The organism is Ruegeria sp. HKCCD7559 (genome assembly GCF_013110575.1).
Classification (GTDB): domain Bacteria; phylum Pseudomonadota; class Alphaproteobacteria; order Rhodobacterales; family Rhodobacteraceae; genus Ruegeria.
Map to the genome: position 1 here is coordinate 473,243 of NZ_WVQU01000002.1, position 21,263 is coordinate 494,505.

At 55.7% G+C, this 21,263-nt stretch carries 21 protein-coding genes and 1 pseudogene; 2 read left to right on the forward strand and 20 right to left on the reverse strand.

The window, feature by feature from the left end; translation table 11 throughout:
• Positions 1-47 precede the first annotated feature (47 nt).
• Positions 48-860, forward strand: a complete 813-nt coding sequence (locus GS605_RS10400) for a quinoprotein dehydrogenase-associated SoxYZ-like carrier (protein ID WP_171637193.1) — start codon at positions 48-50, stop codon at positions 858-860.
• Positions 861-875: 15 nt separating this feature from the next.
• Here the strand turns inward: GS605_RS10400 and GS605_RS10405 are convergent, their stop codons facing one another.
• From GS605_RS10405 to GS605_RS10485, 17 genes and pseudogenes are all read right to left on the reverse strand, one after another.
• Positions 876-1,229, reverse strand: coding sequence for a hypothetical protein (locus GS605_RS10405; protein ID WP_171723955.1), 354 nt, complete (start codon positions 1,227-1,229; stop codon positions 876-878).
• Between the two features lie 32 nt (positions 1,230-1,261).
• A complete protein-coding gene (locus tag GS605_RS10410) occupies positions 1,262-1,936 on the reverse strand; it encodes a hypothetical protein (RefSeq protein ID WP_171637194.1) in 675 nt (224 codons plus the stop codon).
• 45 nt (positions 1,937-1,981) lie between these two features.
• Positions 1,982-4,237, reverse strand: coding sequence for a PAS-domain containing protein (locus GS605_RS10415; protein ID WP_171723922.1), 2,256 nt, complete (start codon positions 4,235-4,237; stop codon positions 1,982-1,984).
• Between the two features lie 2 nt (positions 4,238-4,239).
• Entirely contained in the window at positions 4,240-5,397 is a 1,158-nt protein-coding gene (locus tag GS605_RS10420; RefSeq protein WP_171723923.1) for an FIST N-terminal domain-containing protein, read from the reverse strand.
• A gap of 9 nt (positions 5,398-5,406) precedes the next feature.
• Positions 5,407-6,126, reverse strand: coding sequence for a response regulator transcription factor (locus GS605_RS10425; RefSeq protein WP_171637197.1), 720 nt, complete (start codon positions 6,124-6,126; stop codon positions 5,407-5,409).
• A 101-nt stretch (positions 6,127-6,227) separates the two neighbouring features.
• Positions 6,228-7,418, reverse strand: a complete 1,191-nt coding sequence (locus tag GS605_RS10430) for a BatD family protein (protein ID WP_171723924.1) — start codon at positions 7,416-7,418, stop codon at positions 6,228-6,230.
• Entirely contained in the window at positions 7,415-8,089 is a 675-nt protein-coding gene (locus GS605_RS10435) for a tetratricopeptide repeat protein (RefSeq protein WP_171637199.1), read from the reverse strand. The genes GS605_RS10430 and GS605_RS10435 overlap by 4 nt, the downstream gene beginning before the upstream one ends.
• Positions 8,086-8,985 carry a VWA domain-containing protein gene (locus GS605_RS10440; protein WP_171723925.1) on the reverse strand — a complete coding sequence of 300 codons (900 nt, stop codon included), beginning with the start codon at positions 8,983-8,985 and terminating at the stop codon, positions 8,086-8,088. Before GS605_RS10440 ends, GS605_RS10435 begins: the two co-directional genes overlap by 4 nt.
• A complete protein-coding gene (locus GS605_RS10445) occupies positions 8,985-9,737 on the reverse strand; it encodes a VWA domain-containing protein (RefSeq protein ID WP_253283278.1) in 753 nt (250 codons plus the stop codon). Before GS605_RS10445 ends, GS605_RS10440 begins: the two co-directional genes overlap by 1 nt.
• A gap of 199 nt (positions 9,738-9,936) precedes the next feature.
• Positions 9,937-10,308, reverse strand: a complete 372-nt coding sequence (locus GS605_RS10450; protein ID WP_171723927.1) for a hypothetical protein — start codon at positions 10,306-10,308, stop codon at positions 9,937-9,939.
• Positions 10,305-11,201, reverse strand: coding sequence for a DUF58 domain-containing protein (locus tag GS605_RS10455; protein ID WP_371807749.1), 897 nt, complete (start codon positions 11,199-11,201; stop codon positions 10,305-10,307). Before GS605_RS10455 ends, GS605_RS10450 begins: the two co-directional genes overlap by 4 nt.
• 5 nt (positions 11,202-11,206) lie before the next feature.
• Complete coding sequence (locus GS605_RS10460) at positions 11,207-12,163, reverse strand: MoxR family ATPase (protein WP_171205901.1); 957 nt, start codon at positions 12,161-12,163, stop codon at positions 11,207-11,209.
• Between the two features lie 84 nt (positions 12,164-12,247).
• Positions 12,248-13,174 (reverse strand): hypothetical protein, encoded by a 927-nt coding sequence (locus tag GS605_RS10465; RefSeq protein WP_171723928.1) that lies wholly within the window; start codon positions 13,172-13,174, stop codon positions 12,248-12,250.
• A gap of 158 nt (positions 13,175-13,332) precedes the next feature.
• Positions 13,333-13,767, reverse strand: a pseudogene (locus GS605_RS10470) (IS6 family transposase); the annotation flags it as partial.
• 292 nt (positions 13,768-14,059) lie between these two features.
• Positions 14,060-15,322 (reverse strand): DUF2254 domain-containing protein, encoded by a 1,263-nt coding sequence (locus tag GS605_RS10475; protein ID WP_171723929.1) that lies wholly within the window; start codon positions 15,320-15,322, stop codon positions 14,060-14,062.
• 44 nt (positions 15,323-15,366) lie between these two features.
• Positions 15,367-15,651, reverse strand: a complete 285-nt coding sequence (locus GS605_RS10480; protein ID WP_171723930.1) for a coiled coil domain-containing protein — start codon at positions 15,649-15,651, stop codon at positions 15,367-15,369.
• Between the two features lie 50 nt (positions 15,652-15,701).
• Entirely contained in the window at positions 15,702-16,202 is a 501-nt protein-coding gene (locus GS605_RS10485) for a Dps family protein (protein ID WP_171723931.1), read from the reverse strand.
• A gap of 211 nt (positions 16,203-16,413) precedes the next feature.
• Between GS605_RS10485 and GS605_RS10490 the strand changes: the two genes are divergently transcribed.
• On the forward strand, positions 16,414-16,632 hold the full coding sequence (locus GS605_RS10490; RefSeq protein ID WP_171636968.1) for a hypothetical protein: 219 nt from the start codon (positions 16,414-16,416) through the stop codon (positions 16,630-16,632).
• Positions 16,633-16,747: 115 nt separating this feature from the next.
• On the opposite strand, the gene GS605_RS10495 is transcribed toward GS605_RS10490, so the two are convergent.
• The 3 genes from GS605_RS10495 to GS605_RS10505 all read right to left on the reverse strand — a co-directional run bounded on the left by GS605_RS10495 (position 16,748) and on the right by GS605_RS10505 (position 21,039).
• Positions 16,748-18,079 carry an MFS transporter gene (locus GS605_RS10495; RefSeq protein ID WP_171637216.1) on the reverse strand — a complete coding sequence of 444 codons (1,332 nt, stop codon included), beginning with the start codon at positions 18,077-18,079 and terminating at the stop codon, positions 16,748-16,750.
• A 121-nt stretch (positions 18,080-18,200) separates the two neighbouring features.
• Entirely contained in the window at positions 18,201-19,169 is a 969-nt protein-coding gene (locus GS605_RS10500; RefSeq protein ID WP_171637219.1) for a zinc transporter ZntB, read from the reverse strand.
• A gap of 337 nt (positions 19,170-19,506) precedes the next feature.
• Positions 19,507-21,039 carry a phospholipase D family protein gene (locus GS605_RS10505; protein ID WP_171723932.1) on the reverse strand — a complete coding sequence of 511 codons (1,533 nt, stop codon included), beginning with the start codon at positions 21,037-21,039 and terminating at the stop codon, positions 19,507-19,509.
• Between the last annotated feature and the right edge of the window lie 224 nt (positions 21,040-21,263).

A 21,263-nucleotide genomic window follows, 5' to 3' on the forward strand; every position in this document is an offset into this window, starting at 1 on the left:
CGCATTTTGTGGCACATTCTTGGCCACCGGTTGCCGGAGGAGACACCATGGCCAGAGCACTAGCACCCGCAGCGATCCTTTCTCTTGCGCTGTCCCTGCCTGCATGGGCACAGCAGCCGATCAAAAATCCGCTGGTCGACAGCGAAACCTGGAAGGACCTGCAATACGATGTCGTGGGCGACGCCCAGATCGGGAACGCGGACACGCTGCTTTCGCTGGACGCCCCATACCGGGCGCATGATGCCGCAACGGTGCCGATCGTTTTGAAACAGCTTGATCCCGATGCCCAGATTTCTGCTGCCACCGTCGTGATCGACGAAAACCCGGCCCCGATCGCCGGCGTCTTCAGCTTTTCACCGGCCATGGGTCAGTTGGATTTCGAGATGCGCGTTCGCGTGAACCAATATTCGAATGTTCGCGTGATCGCTGAAACGCCGGACGGGCTTCATATGACAGGCCGGTTTGTCAAAGCATCGGGCGGCTGTTCGGCACCGGCCAGCAAAGACCCAGAGGTCGCATTGGCGTCCATGGGCAAGATGAAGCTGCGCAGCTTTGGGGAAGAGGCGCAGATTTCCACTTCACGCCGAGAAGCTCAGATCATGATCCGCCATCCGAACTATTCCGGCCTGCAACGCGATCAGGTCACGCAACTGTTCATCCCCGCGCATTTCATCGACCATATCGAAGTCTGGCAGGGCGATGAGTTGCTGTTCACGATGGATGGCGGCATCTCGATCTCGGAAAACCCGGCTTTCCGTTTTGCCTACAATGACAACGGCTCGACCATGTTGACGGTCAAGGCAACGGATACCGAGGGCAACACGTTCGAAAAAGACCTGCCCAAAGCAGCGGCCAGCTGACGGACGGGCCTGCGTTTATCGGAAACAGACAACCTCGGCTTCTGCCTGCGCCCGGCGCAGGTCAGCCACCATGTTTTCGGCCAGTACCGCGCTTTTGAAAAACGCCATACGCTCTCCCCCGACCCGACGCATAGACAGAACAGTTTCCGCCTGTTCATAATGCTCATACGGCAGGATCGAAGCGATCAAATCGATCGAGCATGAACACCTGTCCAGCATCTCGCGGGTTTGACCGTTGGTGACCATACATGCAAACACGTAATCCGCGCGCGCCGCGGTCGGGTAGTCATTGAGCCGATCCGCAACGATTTGTGCTGACGCTGCAATGGGCGCGGCCAGAATGCCCGCGACCAGGGCCGTAAAGGTCATGCGGCTGCGTTCCCGAATTTGGCCTGACGTTTTCATTCGCGACCCTCCTGCATTCCTTCAAACCGCATTTCCGATCGATAAACGGCCGTGCCGTCACGTTCGGAAACAGCTTCCGCCACAAGGCTCAGATACCAGCCCGGAACCTCTTCTGACACCGTGACGCGAAGAACCAGGTCTCCGAACCCTTGCATCCGGTCGCGGTTCGGATCCTCGGCGAAAGGACGCATGAAAATGGTCCGAACGGGGATGGTTCTGCCACCAATCGCCGCCTCGCCTTCGACGATCTCGGCAGGTTGAACCAGCGCATCCTTGATACGGTTTCGGATGTAAAACGGGCTGCCTCCGGCAGACTCGGCCATATCCCGGATGGCGCTTTCATAGAAAACCATGATCATCGGATTGCCGACGCTGGCCGGAAAAACACCCATGGCGCGGTGTTTGTCATCTTGGCGAAATTCCAGATGGGCCATCTCGTTCCCGTCATCCAAAAAACTGAGAGAGATAAGACCGGTATCGCGTTCCGCCGCATCGGGTCTTAGCCGGTTTGTGACGGTACGCTGATAGATCAATTCCTTGTCACGTTCGATTGTGTCCAGAACGCCATTTTGGAACAGCAAATCATAGGCTTGCTCGGCATCAACCGATGCCGCGGAAACGGCTTTCAAACTCAGAAACAAAACGGCGATGCCGCAAAGAAGCCTTCTCATAACCTGGCCCTCCCAAGGATGAGAGTATGGGCAAATCGCCCCATGTCATCGCCGACTTTTGTCGGTGTTGAGCGTTTGCGCGTGCAGGGCATTCTGTATCTTCCAAAAGATCAAGGACCGCAGCCGAGGCAGCTTGACCGGTTTCGCCATAACCGAAATTTCATGCCGCAATCCGTCTTTGCGCAACGCTTCGCTGCGATCAGCCGTGATCAGAATCGCCGGAACTTGAGTCTGCGTCATCTCTCGGATCCGGTGAATGGCCATCACGCCAGTTTCCCCATCATCCAATTGATAGTCGGCCAGAATGATATCCGGGGGCATTCCTATGTCTTTTATGAATTGCAGCGCTTCCTTCGGCGACCGAGCCGGCAGAACACTGGCGCCGTTCTGTTCCAGCCACTGGGTTGTTCCAAAAAGAACATCGCGGTCGTTTTCAATCACCAGAATGATGAAATCCAACGGCACGTCGCCCGTATTGGCCAGAAGATCCAAGGGTTCGATGGTGCTTGGCCCACTTTCGACCCTGTCCATTTCTATGCTGAACACTGAACCAATGCCAGGTTTGGACCGCAGCGACAGCTTGTGACCCAACAGCCGGCAGGCGCGGTCCACGACGGACAAACCCAGCCCCATGCCGGACCCCAATGGCACGTTTTCGGCCCGAGTGAATTCCTCGAACACGCGTTCCTGGTCTTTGCGTGCGATACCGATACCCGTATCCCAGACCTGCAAAATGACCTTGTCGCCGCGCCTGCGGCACCCCACCAGAACCCGACCACCTGGTTCGGTATACTGGATGGCATTCACGACCAAATTCTGGATCGAGCGCAACAGATAGACCGGGTCGGATTTCACGATTTCCGAACACGGAACCACATCAAGCGTCACATTCTTGCTCTCGGCCACCAGCGTTTGGTCGCCCTGTATCCCTGCAATCATCGTAGCAAGGCTAACTTCTGTGGGTGAGACCGTGTCCGGGTCAGCGGTTTCAAGCCGCGATATATCCAGCAATGAGTGCAACAGTTGTTCAGCAGATCCAAACGCACCGTCCAACCGCTCCATCATCTCATGAAGCTCTGTCTCACGCGTGATCTCCAGCAGGGTCGAGATCATGAGTTTTGCGGCATTGATCGGTTGAAGCAGGTCGTGGCTGGCGGCCGCAAGAAATCGTGTCTTGGAAGAAACCGCAGCTTCGGCGCGTTCCTTTGCGATCCGCAGCGCCTCTTCCACCCGCGCTTTTTCTTCGTATTCCTGAACCAGCTTGGCGTTGGCATGGGTCAACTCTGCCGTGCGTTCCATAACCCGGTTTTCCAGGGTTTCGGTCGCGCGTGCTTCGAACGTTACGTCTTTCAGCTCGACCAGAAAACCACCATCCGGCAGCTGGTTGACCTGAATGTCCAATACGCGGTCTGATCCGTCGCGCACACGTTTGCGCAACCAGCCACGGCTTTTCAGCTCGTGTTGCCACTTGCCGATCCTGAGTTCATCATCGGCCTTGATCAGCCCACGCGCCCGCATCAGATCCAAAAGCGTTTGCACTGGCATATTTGCCTGCAAGACGGATAGCGGCAGGTTCAGTATTTCCCGGAACCGCGCATTGTGCATCATGATCTTCGTATCTGACGAAAACGTGCAAACGCCTGAGCTCATGTTTTGGAAAACCGCCTTAAGGTAGTCCTCCTGACGGTCAATAAGGGTTTCTTTCTCATCACGGTTTCTGCGAACAACGGATGTGATATCGGTCAACAGAATGACCACATTCTGAGGCGACGTGTATTGTGCGCTGAGTTGATACCAACGATCCCCACGCAGTTCGATCACGTCGCTGGACACCATCCCGGTATGGCAATTGCGCTCAAGCGCATCCAGCATTTTCGATATGCCATTATCGGACGATACGAATTCAGGACTGTTCTGCACCAACAAAAAAAACCGACCCAGGCTGAGGCCGGGCCCGACAACATCAGACATATCCGGGAAGATCGCCTGAAACAGCTCGTTGCACAGATTCAAATCACCATCCGTGAACAGCGCAAACCCTTCTTCCATGGAAGACAGGGCCTTGACGAGGCTCTTGCGGGTTTGTTCGCGTTCGTATCTGGCGCTTTCAAGTTCGGTGGTCGCGCGTTCCAGATCGCGACTCTGCTTCATCACCTGCTGCTGCAACTCTATCGCCGATTGAAACGCCAGAAAGGCGGACGGGCCTACATCTTTCTGACGGTTGGCGCGCCGCATCAGCGCATCAATGATCTTGGCCTGTTTGGATATCTGGATCTCTGGCGGGTCGTCAGGATTAAGCATGATCAGCTCAGTTCCCGCTTTTCGGGTTCAAAGAAAGCGACCCCTACAAAGGTCTGGTTCATGTGAACGCCGGATTGCTGTTCGCCGTAGGTGTTGAAGCCAACCACCCGGTGGGATTGCAAAACATCCGAAACCTGTTTGCTCAACTGCTTCTGTTCGATTTCGAGTTTCCGCAGAATACAGTCGAATCCAAGAATGAAATCCGGGGCCGTCCCGGTGTTGTCGCGCACATTCAACCCAGCTTCGAGCGTTTCAATAATCTCCTTCCCGCGCCCCAGTGTCATGATAAGGCCGTCATCGATCGCCGCTAGAAAAGACAGGGATCCCCCCTCCATCGGTTCACGAATGGCACGTACATAGTAATTGAGGTTCTGTCTGAGAAGCAGCGGGTTTTCTGCGAATACCAGTGGCGAAAGATCTTCGGCCGCGCACCCGACCAGTCGTGCATATTCCTGCGCTGCCGGCGCCCCGTTGATCTCATACACCACCCGTTCTTCCGGGTTGGCGTCGGTGATGATGATCTCTGACCCGATGGGCAGGAAATGATCAAAACCGATACCCTGAAAACCAAGGTTGGTTTCAATCAACAACAGGACGGCAGCATTGTTGTGCGCGCTGCCACCGTGAAAAACGAACGTCTCTTCATATTGAAGGCCATCCCCGGCAGAGCCGCCAAATATCGGCAATCCATCCAGAACGGTTTCCAGCGTTGAAACCAGCAAGTCTTCCTGCTTGGACAATCCATCCGTAAACACCAGAGCCAGCCTGTTCCACCCCGCCGTGTGGCGGAATCTTTCGGCCAACCGCTGCGCTGCGGCAGCGATCTCCATTGAATTGAGCGGCCTGAGCGACTCGAACAAAATGGACGAACACCGAAAGTTGGACTTTGGAAAGGCCAACAGCAAAAGCGCATGGGATTCATAACCCGATCGCGTGATTTGACCTGCGGTAGTGCAGCCAAATACTGGAACACCCGCAAGTCTTCTGTTCAGGCAACGTGACACCTCTGCCGGGTCAAGAGTGCTGGGAATAAAGGCCAGGACAAAGCAGGACGACAGACTGTCGATTTCCGCGCAGGCTTCTTCAACGGCGGTCGTCGGGTCCAAATCATCGGAACGGCCAATCGCAATGAAATTTGGTTCATGCTCCAGATCCCGCATGTGTCCCCCCTAGTGTTGAAGAAAGGATTTGACCTCCGGTTCGTGTCGCGACTGTCTGGCGACAACCGAGTCGACCAGAACAGCGGCCTGGGTCCGGTTGCGCACCCCAAGGCGGCGCAGCAAAGCGGTGATATGTGCCTTGACCGTCGCCTCGGCCAACGACAGCTCATATGCAATCTGTTTGTTGGATTGGCCCACGCAGATAAGCTTGAGAATTTTAACCTGCTGCGGCGTCAGTGATGAAAGCTCGGGGCTGGATTGGTAGACGGTGCTTTCGGAGGGCTTCAGCTCTTCGACGCGGTTGTATTCGGTGGGTACGTATCTCCGCCCAGAGCTGATCTCCTGAATGGCGTGTTTCAGGGTTTGCGCCGGCGTATCTTTCGGCAGAAATCCCATCGCACCGTGGTCCAGCAAAGATCTTACCAACTCTCCGGATGCCAGTGACGATATCACCAGAACCGGCGCATTCGGACAGCGCTGCCGTAGCTGCTGAAAACCCGAGATACCCGTTACGTCCGGCAATTTCAGATCGAACATGATCAGATCGGGCTTGAAGCCTGCGCCAAGTATTTCAAGTGTCTGCTTCAGCGTGTTGGCTTTTTCAATTCGGCAGTTTTCGAAGCTCAGCTGCAACGCCGCGGCCAACGCATCGCTGAACAGCGGATGATCATCCACGATAAGCACGCTGGACACCTGGTCCACCGGTTTAGGGCATCCCGCAATGTGCATTGCTTCTCCTCCGACAGGAAAGGTACAGCATTTCCCGATCAGTTCAACTGTTTCATTTTGAGACACGCGAAAGATACCATAGATAACAAATGCTTGATGACTCAGCCGGTCTGGTTCCCGAGGAAGACCCTGGCAAACGCCTTCAAATCGGGCGCCGCAGCATTGGGATCAAAATACTGCCTGTCAAAGTCTTGCATGTGTTTGAGTCGACTGGATGAAGGGCCGTCGCGGCGCAGGACGGCAGAAGCCGCTTGCCGCAGCCTGTCTGCGCGACCAGCCCTGGCACTGCGTCGCAATTCCCGGGCCAACGGATCAAAAACCCCAAAGCGACGCAGTGCCCTTGAAACGGCCAGTTTGTGACCGGACATTCCAAACCCCAAACCGGCCAAAAAAACTACAATGGCGGTTGCGGCCATTGGCCAACCCAACAGCGTTGCTGCTGGCGCATCTGCCTCTGCGCCGCCAAGGTTTACGTCTTCGATGGCCGTGCCATAGGCAATGCGTTGTGGTGAGATGACGACCTCTCGGGTTTCACGGGCCACGGTATCAAAGTAACTGAATTGTAAGGGTTCAACGATGCCGGATGTGTCGTTTGAAGGGCGTATGGTCCAGCGCCAGAACGCATGGGTGACCGGCCCTTCCGGGGTCAGTTCGACAAGCCGTTTCTCAGGATGCGGGAAGATCAGGGCCGAAGGCGAAGTCAACTCGGGCATGGGCGGGATCATCTCGGGCGTCGCGCCCAGAGCTTCCAGTCGAATGACGCGCAAGACCCCCTCACCCGGCGCAAGTTGATCCGGCGCATTCGACCACTGATCCGAAATCTGCAATTTGCGAACCGGAAACCACCACTCCTTGGTGGCCGGGGCTTGCGCCACCTGAATGGTCAGCGGCTCTGATTGAATCTCGTGTTCGAACCAGTCGTCATTTTCGTCTGTCAGGGTCAACCTGTGCACAAACGGACCAATTGTAAGCTTGCCTGCCTCGACAGGATAGATCGCCATTCGTCGGGTGAACACTTTGTATTTCCGGCCATTGATCCTTTGCTCCGACCAGCTGTCCGGGCCCAGTTGCGCCCAGCTGAACCCATCCAGGCGGGGTTGGATCAGCTCTTCGCGCGTGATGTGCCGACGATAGACACCCCGGATCGTCAACAGCACCATCTCTTGGGTGAACGGAACCGGGGCATTGTCTTCGATGGCAACTTCGATCAACGCCTCGGAGGGCAGCACTGTTTTCGACTGCGCCAAAACCTGCATCGGAAGTGCAATAAGAAGCAGAAACAGCCACTTCATTCCGGGTTCTCCGCTTCCGGAGGCGAAAGACCAAGCTTTTCCCGGCGCTTGTGTTCGTGTGCGATCCGTGCCGCCATGAACTCACCCGGAACATCGGAAAGCTGATTGAGCCAGCGCAGATCGGCAACCATGAACTTGTCATCAAAGATGCGGCGCACGCCCAGTTGCCCGCGACTGTCCAATTCCGCCAGTCCCAGCATCGTGTTCGCGTTCGTGACCTCACTGCCGGTTCCCGCCGCCCGCGCATTCCCGCGCGCGACAAAACTGTCGGCCTTGGGGCCGGATTTCCGTTCGGGGAAAAGGCTCAACGCCTCTGGGGTGATCTGCTGCCCTGCGTAATAGGCGGCCAGCACATCGAAATTCGCCTGGGCATCCAGGTTTCCCCTGGCCATGGCCTGATCATAGGCTTCCAGCGCAGCGGCCAATTGGCCGGTCCGGGCGTAAGCATTGCCGAGGTTGTACTGGTTCCCGGCGTGCTCGAAAGCACTGGCTGCTTTGTCAAAAACGCCCGCACGGTAGAAGGCAACACCTTGCCAGTCAGGGTCGGAAAACAGTTTTGCAGCCATTGGATACAGACCGATTGCCAATGCGACGCGGCCGAAAGGGGCAGCGCCGCCCAGCGCAAAGGCAACGGCAATACAAGTGGCACCTGCAATCGCGAACCACCTCATGCCCCTTCCCTCCAGAACAAAAACAGCAGGGGGAGCAATGCGAAATACAGCAAATACCGCCCCAGATCATGCCAGAACAGCACCGGATAGTCCGCCCGTATCAAGCGGGTTGCGGCATCATCTGCCAGCCAATTGGCCAGATCATCTGACTGGTCCAAAGTGAAGACAGCGCCACCGCCGAGCGCGGCGTGGGTTTGGATTTGCGCAGTCGTGCGGTGAGCCGACACCAAGGACACGCGCACCCCTCGTGCAGCAAGCAATGCGACCCGCTGCAATGAGGGTGATCCCAGCCCGTCCCCGTCAGTGAACAGGACGACGTCCCCGGCCAGGATGCCCGCCCCTTCCATCCGCTGCAAAGCCAAAGCCAGCGCGCGTTCGGGTCGCGATCCCTTGTCCGGAACGGTCTGTCCATCGATGAGCGACAGCGTTTGACCCAATTGGCGGTGATCGGTGGTCATATCCGTGGCGACATAGGCATCGCCCGCGTAAACGATGATGCCGCCGGGGCGGGACCCAAGCGCACTGACACCCAAACGCCCCATGCTCAGCAGTTGCGGCCAGCGGTCGCCTTCCGCCACGCTGTCAGATGCATCCACAAGGAACAATACGCCATCCAGATTGCGATAGGTCTGCGCGTCGCGCCGTTCGATTGCCGGGCCGGTCAGGGCAATCGCGACGATCCCGGCGGTCAGAAGCAAGGCAGCGGGTTTGAGCGGGAAGGAGCCGCCTTCGATCCGGCCGATCGCGGCCATCGCCTGGACAAGCTGCGGGTCGGTGATCTTGTCCCAGGCTCCGAACCCTCCGGCACGGGAAAGCAACCACCACCCTGCCCCGCAGATGACAGGCAGCAAAAGCCCCCAGACCGGTCTGAGTAAAGTGACATCCAGCTCAATCATCACGCTTGCCTCCACGCCGCCAACAGGGCAAGTGCGGCCGCCATTGCTGCGGGCCAGGTCCAGAATGATCGGTAGACCTCGGCCGTAAGGCCCGCACTGTCCGTCGCTTCCAGCCGATCCAAGGCCTGAGTCACGTCGACAAGATCATCGGTGGTTTTGACGCGAAACGCTTCGCCGCCTGAAATTTGGGCAATGGCGCGCAGGGTTGTCGCATCGACGACGCCGCGCTCACCAGGTTCGGCGCTTTGCAGGTCTTTCGGGCCCAGAGCAATCGTATGGACCCGCACCCCCATCTCGGCCGCCAGTTCGGCCACGCCACCGGGGTTCGTGGCGCCCGCGTTGTTCACTCCATCCGACAACAGAATGACGACCCGCGACACCGCCTGGCTGTTGGCCAGGCGCTTCAAAGCAAGGCCCAGACCATCGGATATGTTTGTCGCACGGCCCGAGATACCGATCGTGGCCTCTTGGATCCGTCGCGCGACAGCCTCGGTATCGAAAGTGAAAGGCGTGGCGAAATAGGCTTCGGACCCGAAAACAATCAAGGCCACCCGGTCGCCGGCGCGGCGTCGGGCGAACTCGGATCCAACGCGTGTCACCGCCTGCAAACGGGTGATCTGGCGCCCATCGAAATAAAAATCCTCCCGCACCATCGATCCCGAAAGATCCAGAACAATCGCAAGGTCCCGTCCGGACACTTTCAGGGCGCTGACGGGTTGCAGTTGGCGCGGACCGGACAGTGCAAAAATCATGAGCCCCCAAATGATCCACAAAATCAGGAGGTCCGCCAAAGTCCGGGTCCTGGCCTGAGCCTGTGGGCTGGCCGCCATAAGCATTCCGCCTATGCGGTCCGGAACTGGGAACCCCCGCTCGAAAACCGGCCGCGGCTTGACCAAACGTGTGATGACAAGAGGCAATGGCAGCGCTAACAAGATCCAGGGGTCAGCAAGCTCAAACACGACTAGCGACCTCCTTTTGCAGGGTCGCCAGATCCGGTTCACCACCGGGTTGATAAAGATCACCCGTCAACTCTGCATAACGCGTCGGATTCTGAGCGCGCAGTTTGTGCAATAGAGCCACCCTGCGGCGATCCACGGACCACCCCGGTTGTTCAACAGATCGATCCGGTGGATCCGGCCGCCTGTTTGCTGCGGTCTTGACACTCAGCAACCGCAAGATGGCGACACAGCCGACCGAAGCCAGCGCCGCGATACCAAGAACAGCCGCAAATTCCGCAACCGCCCCACCTGCGGCCTCGGCGGGCAAATGGATATCCCGCAGGCTGGCCAGCATCGTGGCTTCAGAGAGTGCTTTCTCACTCATGCCACACATCTTGCCGCGAAAACCGACGAAATGCGACGAGAGGTTTGTTCGACCGGGTCACTGGCATTCAGGACAAGCGCAGGATGTCTTGCCACCTTCTGAAACGCAAGTTCGCCGGCAGGCTCTGCCCGGGCCAGATAGACCCGCTTTTGCCGCCCATCTGAAAGGCGGATCGGATACCAGCCTCTTGGCATCTCATGCGCTTTGCTTTCAGTCACAAGCAGCAGTCTGGGGGTGCGGCGATGATTGAGCCGGTCCAGCACGTCCGAAAAGCCCTCTCCCTGCTGATCAAAGCCAGACGCGATGATAATCTCGGCGCCCGTCGGCGTCAGGCGCTCAACGCCGGCAAGTGCCTGTTCCAGCGTCCAGCTTTCATCCTCACCTTTTTGCAGCGCGGTCAGACTGCGCGCATGAGCCTGAACCAGGCCACCGATCACATCCAGCATTCCGCGCGTTTTCCCTCGCAACGGGACGATGACGGGTGCGCCGGGGGTAAGCGCCAAAAGACCGACACGCCCGCCGCTTTCAACCATGAACCATCCGATCAGGGTCAAGGCTTCGGCGGCAGCGACTGACAGAAACGCCCGCTGGATGCCCCAGAACATCGGTGCACGAAAATCCGCAACCAACAGGGCGACGCGGTCCTGTTCCTCCTGAAACTGCCGGATATGCATACGCCCCGTGCGGGCGGTCGTTCCGCGATCCAAATGACGAATGTCATCCCCGTCCACATATTCGCGTACATCAGCAACCTCGACGCCCTGCCCGCGCTTTCGGGTCAGAAATCCTCCGGGCAGGGCCGCCATTGTCGGGTTGCCGCGGTCGGTCAATGCGATATGCCGCAATGCAATCAAGGCCTCGGTCGTCAGGCGAACCCCCGCATGTGCCAGCACGCCCGTCACAGCGGCTCGACCGCATTCAGAATGTCGGCCACCAACTCGCGCGGCTTTTTCCCATCTGCAACGGCTCTCCAGGTCAGCACCATGCGGTGGGCCAGCGCATCGGGCGCAACAGCGGCGACATCTTCAGGCAGGGCGAAATCCCGGCCCCGCAGATAGGCGCGCGCGCGCGATGCCGAGGCCAGGGCCAATGACCCGCGCGGCGAGACTGCGTGTTCAATATATTCGGAAAACGGACCTTCACGGGTGGCAAGCACAAGCCGTACGATATAGTCCCGCAATTCTGGCGCGACGTGAACCGACTGCGCTTCGGTGCGGGCAATCTTCAGCTCTTCAAGCGTCATCCGCTGCGCGTCCGGAGGCCCATTCCGGGTTTCGGCGATGACCAGATCAAGAATCTCACGTTCCGTTTCCAGATCCGGCAATGTCAGTACGACATGCAGCAGAAACCTGTCCAATTGCGCCTCGGGCAAGGGAAAGGTCCCGTCATGTTCAATGGGGTTCTGGGTCGCCACGACCAGAAAGGGATCCGGCAGGGCGTATGTTTCATTGCCAACCGTAACCTGGTGTTCTGCCATGGCCTCCAACAAGGCAGATTGCACCTTTGGCGGCGCGCGGTTGATCTCGTCAACCAGCACCAGAGTGTGAAACACCGGCCCCGGAACAAACTCAAAGCGGCCTTCCTGAGGCTGGTAAACCGGTGTTCCGGTCAGATCAGAGGGCATCAGGTCAGGTGTGCATTGAATACGGGCAAAGCCGCCCTCGACAGCGTTTGACAGCCATTTAACCGCCCGTGTCTTCGCCAGCCCGGGCGGACCTTCTACAAGAAGATGACCACCTTCCAGCAGCGCGATCAAAAGAGAGTCCACCAGATGCGCGTGACCGATAAGCCCCTGCGACAGATACGCGGACAATCCCGCAATGGCGCGTGGCGGGTTTTCAGGCCTCGTATCCATATGTCCTCCCATAGCCTCTGAGGGCGCATTGCCTGCGCTCAGGCTACCCGGAGTCACCCGCCCGATAAAACACGTCAGATGGTATTACCTGGGCACACGAACCGAATTGGTGCAGCCTTCATCAAAAAGGGCTGCAAATCTGGGATTGGCCAGGGTTTCGTCCGCCTGCGCCCATAGCCGGTCATATTGGGCATCAATGTATTCGATAAAGCCGGGGTCTATGGTTTGATCCACCGGGGATTGCGCGACAGCATGCATCATGAAGATGTCAAACGCACAAAGACCGCTTGGGTTCGAATCCAGCAATGCGCGCATGAAGTCGTGCGAACTCCAAGGCAGGCGCTGCAAGTTTACCGGCGTTTCCTGCAATTTCGACAAGAACCCTGACGATTTGTCATATAGCAGGATGTCCATGCCAAAGGTGAAGGACTGAAACAGCTCTTCCAGCAGGATCGATTTGTGAAAATCCCTTTCCAGCTTGCTGGTTTGATCATGCGCCGGTTGTTTGACCACAATATGGGTCCCCTGCCCCCGATAACCAAAAAAGGTCTGTGCCATCGCCGGTGATGTCACCACATAGTTTCGACCCGCAGGCAAACCAAGCTGGTGGAGTTCACTGAGCCAGTCGATATCTGACGAAAGGTCCCGATTGGGAGGGTACCCGGAATACAATCGCAAAACAACGGTTCGACCGGTTCCACAATCGCGCGCAGATGGGCCTGCGTAGCGCATGGGTGTCGGGTGGCCGAAGCTGTGTTTCAGCAACGCCCGAAAAGTATCAAGAACGACAAGCGTTTGCGGATGCGGTTTTTCGCCAACCAGGCACAGGGCTGCACCGGCCTGATCGCGGCCATTGATGTGAACAGGGATCGCCATGTCGCGTCCCAGCATCGTGGACCGCAGCTCATACCCCCATCCTCTCTGTGCAAGTTCGATATAATCGCTCTTTTCTGCACAAAGCGCGCCTGCAAAAGCGACAATCGCCAATACTTGCAACAACAGATACCGCATTCAGCCCCTCTCAAAGTGACGCGCATTCTATCCGGGATACGGGACTCTCGCAAAATTCTTTTAAATCCGCCTGGATGGGAATAACGATCCGTTAAGCCCACCAGCTGAGCAACCTGCTGAACCGGGCAGGTTCCGGGCGTGAATTGATCCTTGCGGATCATGTTAACCAGTTCGATGCCGGCTAGGGCAGATGCAGCTGAAGAGAAAGACCTGAAACCCAACATGGGCCTGATGCGACGTTTGATGACTCGATGGTCTTGTTCCAAGATGTTATTCAAACACTTCCGCCTGATCATCTCGATTGGGATCGGGCAGCCAAAACCTTTTCAGCATTTTGTTGATTGCTTTGAGACCGGCAGTGTTGGCCCGCTTTTGTCGATGACAATCTTCCGTGGCAAACCGTTCACCTCAAGCGCCCAAGAGAAAAACTCTGTCGCAGCGGTCTTATTGCGGCGCTTAGATAGCATGAGGTCCAGGGTCTTGCCGTGTTTGTTGATGGCCCGATAGAGATAAACCCACTCACCCTTCACTTTCACATAGGTTTCATCCATGCGCCATGAACGATCAGCGGCGCTTTTTGTACCGCGACGCATCCGCTACAAGACCGGCATATTGGTTCACCCATCGGTTCAGAGGTGCGTGATCCAGTTCAACGCCGCGTTCCGCCATGATTTCTTCCAGATCCCGGTATGAACACCGTATCAGAGATAGAAGAAAACAGCATACAAAATCCCCTCTTTCGGAAAATGCGCGCCCTTGAATGAGATCGTCATGGTTTGCTGCTGTCATTTTGAGCACGCGCTACCAAGACGACGCTTGATCTGACAGGTGGGAACAGTGTTTGCGAAAGAGCCGAGCTGGACTGCAAATGTCCAGGACGGTTGACTAAACCCTTTTAATTGCAGTTTCGATTTGACCACAAAACTTATCAATATCGCGCTCCAGCATATCGCTTTCTCGGGTCTCATCTCTGACTGCGGATAGTTCATCTACAACAGCCCGCGCTTTCTTTTCTGGAGCCGCTTCAGCAATGCGCACCAAAGCTCGAATAAGGGCGGCCGTCACGAGGCCATTGCCCCGAGCGGCGCGTCTTAGAGCTGGCATCGAGTCGTTAAACAACGACTCTGCCGTGATGGATGGGTAAACCACCCGCACGGCTCCGTCGTCATCTCGATACACACCCGTGCAGAGCTTGGACGACCACGCACGGGCCAGAGAGGCCGACAGACGGTCGATGCAGACTATTGCGGTGAACGTGTCGTTGACACCCGGCGACAATGCCCGAAGTGCGATTTCAACGAGAAGATGGACAGAAAAACGGATATCTCCGTTAGGGTCTCGCGCGGGGATCAACGGAGCTGCCGCCGGCACCAGATCATTGAGATTCTCATCAATATCACCATAAACATTGGCCAAAATGTCCGATGGAACCATAAAGTCACCAGGCTGCACATCAAAAACGACGACTGCTCCTGCTTGTTTGGCCGCATGCACCAGTTCTTCGGTGTTGATCGAGTTCACATATCCGGTGCCCGAAGCCGGGACCGGGCGCTTGTCTCCCTCCTCAGGAATTGCCTCTGAGGATGGAATATCTGCACTGTTTTCGATCGCGGTGCTCACTTGGCGATCCAAGGCTTCAGAAATCCGCGCCGCCTCCTGATCAATGGTTACGCGCGTCGATACTGTATGGACGAAGAGCAGCAGCAATAGAACTGAGACGATCGAATAGATTATGCCAACCACCACGGCTAGGTTCACTGATGTGTCATCGCGTACCAACCACAAGATCATCAAGCTGTATAAAAACGTTGCTCCAAGTGAACCAACTGCAATCTGGTTTACCCTGTCTTCGCCAAAACGCTGCAAGAGCCTGGGGCCAATAGATCCTGCTGCCAAAGTGTAGACCAGCAGAACAATGGAATAGACCATGACCAACGCGGACATGGATGCTGCCGAGATTGCGCTCAGTACATCGCTCGCAGTGCGATTGGAAACGCTGAGCCAATCGGAAGCGGACCAACCCCAACGTACGAGCGCTTGCTCGGTCTTGAAGACAATCCCAGCCACCAAAAGCCCTGAAAGACTTATGGCAGCAGGGATGGTTAGGAACCCGCGAAAGTATCTCACTAATTCTCTGGGTGTTTGCATTCCAGTCCCCATTCACAACACGCGCTTTCTTGACGAACCCTGCTTTACGCGAACCGGTCGGCCGCTTTTTTCAAAGCACTCTGCATGTCATTCCATGCAGCCTCGTAGCCCTCTTTGACGTCTTCCCAGGCCTCGTCGCTGGTCGACTTCAACTCTTTCAGCTGAGCTTCTGCGTCAGACCTTACCTTGTAGAGCATGCTGAGTTGTTCCTCGAGCTCGATCTTGGCATCCGCTTCCGCCACTTTCAGCTTGGCTTCAAGAACATCAATCTGGGCATTCCAACTATCCATTTGCAGCTGTGCCTTTTTCTCGTACCCAACGCGTGTCATCGTTTTTCCTTTCTTCGCAAACTGTGGTTCAGATCGACGGGAGCCGCCCACTAGGCCGCAACAATCGCCTTGAGCATCCAGACTGCTTCTTCATGCTTCGCCATCCTGGCGTTCATCAGATCCTCTGTAGCCCCATCGCCATAACGGGCGGCGGTCGCGGCAGTCTCACGCAGGTTCCGGGCAATCGCTTCGTGGTCTGCAACCAATTGTTTGATCATGCCCTCCGCATCTTTGACCATCTCTTCTTCGGTCAACTTTGCCTGACTAACCATGTCAGTGAACGAAATCGGTGCCACCTGACCCAACGCGCGCACACGCTCGGCCAATTCATCAGCGGCCTCGAACAGGTCACGATACTGACGCTCTGTCAGCTCATGGATCGGCAGGAATAGTGGGCCCACAACGTTCCAATGTGTGCCTTGGGTTTTCACCATCAGGATCATTGTATCGGCCAGTATTTCCGTCACCGCGTTGGCGATCCACGCATTTTTGTCGATGCCTGTATCGTTCGTTTCTTCCTGAACTTCAGACTTCAATACTTGCTGTATCATATTCACTCCGTTTCGTTGCTTATGGAGTAAAAACTAAGGGGGACACAAAAAATTACAAATAAAAACATATACTTATTATGGGTATCCGACGCATCATGGGGTGCTTCATGATCCTGGGTATCCTGCCCCACATGCCAATATTGATGTAGACACGCAGGCCCAATGCCATACATGCTTGGAGTAACTGACGTAAGCTACTGAGGTCATGCCAGTGTCTGATCAAAATCGACCACCAAAGCGCACCGAAAAACTGCAACTGATGCTCGACCTCGAAGAGCTTAAAGTCATCGATGATTGGCGGTTCGAGAACAGACTGCCCTCCAGAGCGGCCGCCATTCGAGAACTCATCCGTCGCGGTCTGATTTCCAATGAGTTTGAAGAACCACCGACTGATGCGCCTTCCGGCGAGTTTCGTGTTGTGGATGAATGACAGGAACATTCACAGAGCCCCGCGCGAAAACCATTTTTGATTAAGGTGATGTTCAATTCTCACCTTCGCGCCGGTAGTTGACCAGCCTAGCGCGCCGCGAACACATTGGGGACGACTAGGAAGGGCTGTCTTCAGAATTAGTTCTTGGCGCCAGACTATCCTTCACATCGGGGCTGGCGCCCAGCCCGCTCTCGGCGTCAGCAAGCGAAATTGCCTCATCTTCACCGACAGCAAGGACGGCAGTTTCAGGCGTAACCACCCTTGCCGGAGCGCTGACGCGAAATGCGGTTTTGTCACTTTCAGGTACGGCTGACTTGGCCATAATCCGCCAGAACGTAAATACAATCATCAGGCAATGCGCTGCCACAGTTGTCATGAACAGGCCCTGTGGCCCTAATCCAGTCATTGCTACACCTGCTATCAGCGGCCCGACAATCGATCCCAGCCCGTAGACCATCAGCAACCCACCTGAAACCTGAATCGAGGTGCCCGGCGTAGCATGGTCGTTCGCGTGCGCAACGATGATTGGATACATCGCAAAAATTGCAGCGCCGAACATCCCGACCAAAGCAAGGTTCATGACGCGCGACTCCGGCGCAAGAAGGACGAAAGCCAGGTCCGAAGCGAGAGCCACACCCGCTGTAAACAGCAAGACTTTACGCCGGTCCATTCGATCACTTGCAAAACCAATCGGGACTTGCGCAAAGGCTCCTGCTAAAACCGGAATACTCGCGAACAAAGCAATTGCAGTAAGTGATAGCCCGACGCGATCCGCATACACCGCAGCAAGCGTCCCAAATGCTGCATTTGAAATGCCAACAAGAAAGACCGCGGCAACCGCAACTGGTGAGTTTCGCCACAACGCCGGCAGGTCGAGACGCACAGATGTCAGGGGTGCGGGCGACTCAGAGGTTGACAGGGCTGTTGGTATAAGCGCCAAACAATAGACCATCGCACCAATGGCAAAGAAGATGAAACCTGTTGCATCTCCCAGTGAGATAGCCATCTGACCGGCTGTCACCGCACCCAGGTTAACCATCGTGTAGACGCCAAAGACTGTACCACGCGTATTGGGTTCAACCTTATCGTTGAGCCAGGACTCGACGATCATTGCCGCGCCAGCAAAACAAAATCCTGAAACTGCGCGCGACGGTATCCAAGCCCACGATTCTACTACCACAGCCTGGAAAAGGATCGTTACGGCGGCAAGAGCACACATTACGCCGAAGGTTCGAATATGTCCTACTGCTCCAACAAGCCTTGGTGCAACAAGGCATCCTGCGACATAGCCAACTGCCCACCCCGTTCCCAAAAGGCCCAGAGAGCTGGCGGAAAAACCCTCGAAAGAGCCACGAACGGGAAGTATCAGACCATGGACACCACCTGCGAACAGAAGAAGCCCCGAACCAAGAAGTAACGCTGATATCGGTAAGAGCTGTCGGAACATCGGGTCCAGCCTAATGTCAAACTGAGAAATGAGAAGCTATTTTGCTCGCAATAGCGATTTGGCGAAGGTGATCAAGGCTTTCTGTACAGCAGTTTGGTCAACCTTTGGCAATCTACTTTCGCTACAACCACTTCGAGAGTTTGAATACGACGTAAAGTGCAATTCCGATGGCAACCGACGCCAGTGTCAGCGCCCAAAACGCAAAGGGCGCACTCAAGCCGGGCATGCCAGCAACATTCACGCCAAATAGACCAGTCAGAAATCCAAGTGGCAGAAAGATCGCGGCCACGACAGACAAGAGATAGCCGTTTCGAGCAAGCGCATTCGCGTGTTCGGCGTCCATTTGCTCCTGAAGGGCAGTCAAGCGATCCCGACTTGCGTCCAGTTCCTCAAGTGTACGGCGAGTGCGGTTCGCGGTTTCATTGACCAATACGGATGCGTCGCTGTGAATTACGCTACTTTTCAATGAGGACAAAGCGTCGAGCGCATCGCGTTGCGGGCTGATATAGCGCCGAAGTTTGATCACCGTTTGCCGCAATCGCGCAATGCTCTCTGGTTTGATTTCATTTCCTGAAAGTCCAACCTCTTCGAGAGAGTCTGTCTCGTCTTCAAGTTCAAGGGAAACAGCCTCAATCCGCTTTGTGAGCCCCGCAGCAAGTTCTGCCAAAAATGCACCGACACTTTCCGGCCCCGAACCGCTTTCGGCTCTTAGACGAAAATTGTCTGCTGCCCAGACTTTGCGCACACGGGCAGATACGATAGTTCTTTCTGTGGCCCAGAGCCTTAGTGAAACCATATCCTCCGGAGACGCGTCAGGGTTCAAGTTAACGCCGCGTAGGTTCAGGATGATGCCATCCTCGTGCAGATCACATCGTGGTCGCGTTTCGGATTGAAGCAATGCTTGCGCGGCTATGTTTGGCAGTTGTTCGGATGCCCATTGCCTCAAGCCGCTGTCGGCGAGGTCGAAATGAATCCAGCGGTAGCCGTTTTGCTGCCTTGCGAAGGGTTCTGGCCAATCTGAAGAGACAGGGACTGCTTGGCCCGCTACTATATCAAACGCACAGATGGGAGTGACTGTTTGTGTGTTCATTGGCGATCCTATTTTGCGTCGATTGGGAAGCCAATGCATGCCAAAGACTGCGCGCGGACAATTCCCTTAACTGGACGGACCATAAATGGTTTAGCGACCTATGCCACTATTGGTTACGGGCAGAACAAGGCGCATTGAACACTGAGAATTCCAAAACGCGTTCATCTTATGAAAGGTATCAGGTGAGCGATCAATCCGATGTGTGATGGGTCATTTCCCTCTGCGCTTCCAGTTCAGATTTATCATCGTCGTGAATACGCGCGAGGATTTGCACCGAGTGCACATTGGAAAAGGCCAGAACAAGTTTGATGTGTGTCCCAAGCCCTCTTCAAAAACTCTAAAGCTGAGAACCGATGGGCAGAATACCTAGAAAGCCGGCGACTATGTGATCCCAGGCAGAACCCGTCGGTTCTGAGCTATATTCGAGGACTTTGCCATTTGCGTCCCGTGTGCTCCATTTTAGCTGCCCTGCCTCCTCCAGCGTCACGCGATAGGTATATGCCGACAGTGCTTCGTCCAAAGCGCCTAAGGTTTGAATGGTCAGAGCCGGCGAGTCGATCAAAATGCCCATTTCTGTATTGATGTTGACCGAGCGAGGGTCCCAATTGAACGAACCGATGAACAGATACCGGTCGTCCACAGCAAACGCTTTAGAATGCAGGCCAGACCGAGACTGAGCCCAGTTAATACCACGACGTTGGACCTGATAGGCGTCCGGCCGCAATTCATAAAGCTCAACCCCGCTACGCAGCAATGCTCGGCGTTTCTTTGCGTAGTGCGCGTAGACTGGTGCGACATCGTTTGAAGCCAGTGAGTTGGTTACGACTTTGACGTCGACACCGCGGTTTTCTAGTTCGTTCAACCACCTCACGCCATTGTTGCGTGGCACGAAGTAAGCAGAAACGATATTCACCTCACTTTCAGCGCTTTCGAAATACGGCAACAGTTGCGACGCAAGAATTGGACCTGAGTTCTCAAGCCCCGCGGCCTTGGAAGGTGGATCGACGTAGAGTTTTGCGGGCACCCAATCTAGTGACAGCGCGCCGTCTGCAAAGTTTTCCCTCGCCGATTTTCTCAGGGCCGCGCCGTACCGGGTTTGTTTTGCTTCCTCTACCAATTCACTCAACCTGTTTCTCGCTTCGCTAAGTGTGAAGTCTTCGGGTTCCCCGACAACCACGCGGGCCGGAACAGCGAATTCACTGTTCCAGTATGCGTCAAAGCTCTGCGATACTTCATTCACGACGGGACCGACGGCCAATACGTCCAAATCTGCATAGTTCATTTCTTCCCGTGCCAGAAAGTACTCGGCCCCGATATTTCGACCGCCTACAATCGTGAACACGTTGTCTGCAGTCATCGACTTGTTATGCATTCTGCGATTGATGCGTTTGAAATCCGTTAGTCCGGCAACGACTAGGCCTTGGTCACGCCAGAAAGGATTGAACAGGCGGATTTCAATATTCTCATGGTGATCCAACGCGGCTGTCATCGCGTCATAACCGGATGTATCTATGTCATCCAACAGCAGCCGCACCCGCACGCCTCGATCCGCAGCCTGCAAAAGGCTAGCCGCAAAAAGGTGACCTGTCGGGTCGTTGTGCAAAAGGTAGTATTGAGCGTCAATCGTTCGCTCAGCCGCAGCAGCCAACAAAAGTCGTGACACCAGAGCTTGCTCACCGTCACTGATTAGTTTGACGCCTGAACGGCCGTCTTTGGGATCTCCCAGCCGATTGGCTGCTAGAGCCAATTCAGTGGTTGTGGCAGCGGGTAACGAAGTCGTTACCGTTTTTTCATAAATGCGAACTTTAGGAGCGCAAGCGACGAGAACAAGCGTGCAGCAGGCACAAAGAACTATAGTCCATGACTTCATCGGTTTCCTCCAGCAGTCACTCTTAAGTGACTACGCTTGAGGTCACGATTGCAAGTTTGTTCTATAAAACTTCAGGAGGTTTCATCGCATAGTGAGGATTTAACGAAACCTTGGTCGTCATCCTGTCAATTAGGGTCAGGACCCATTGATTTCAGCGGGGTTGCGTGTTTCACGGTTCGAAAAACGGGCGGTGAACATGTCTGATCTGTTTTGGCTGACCGACG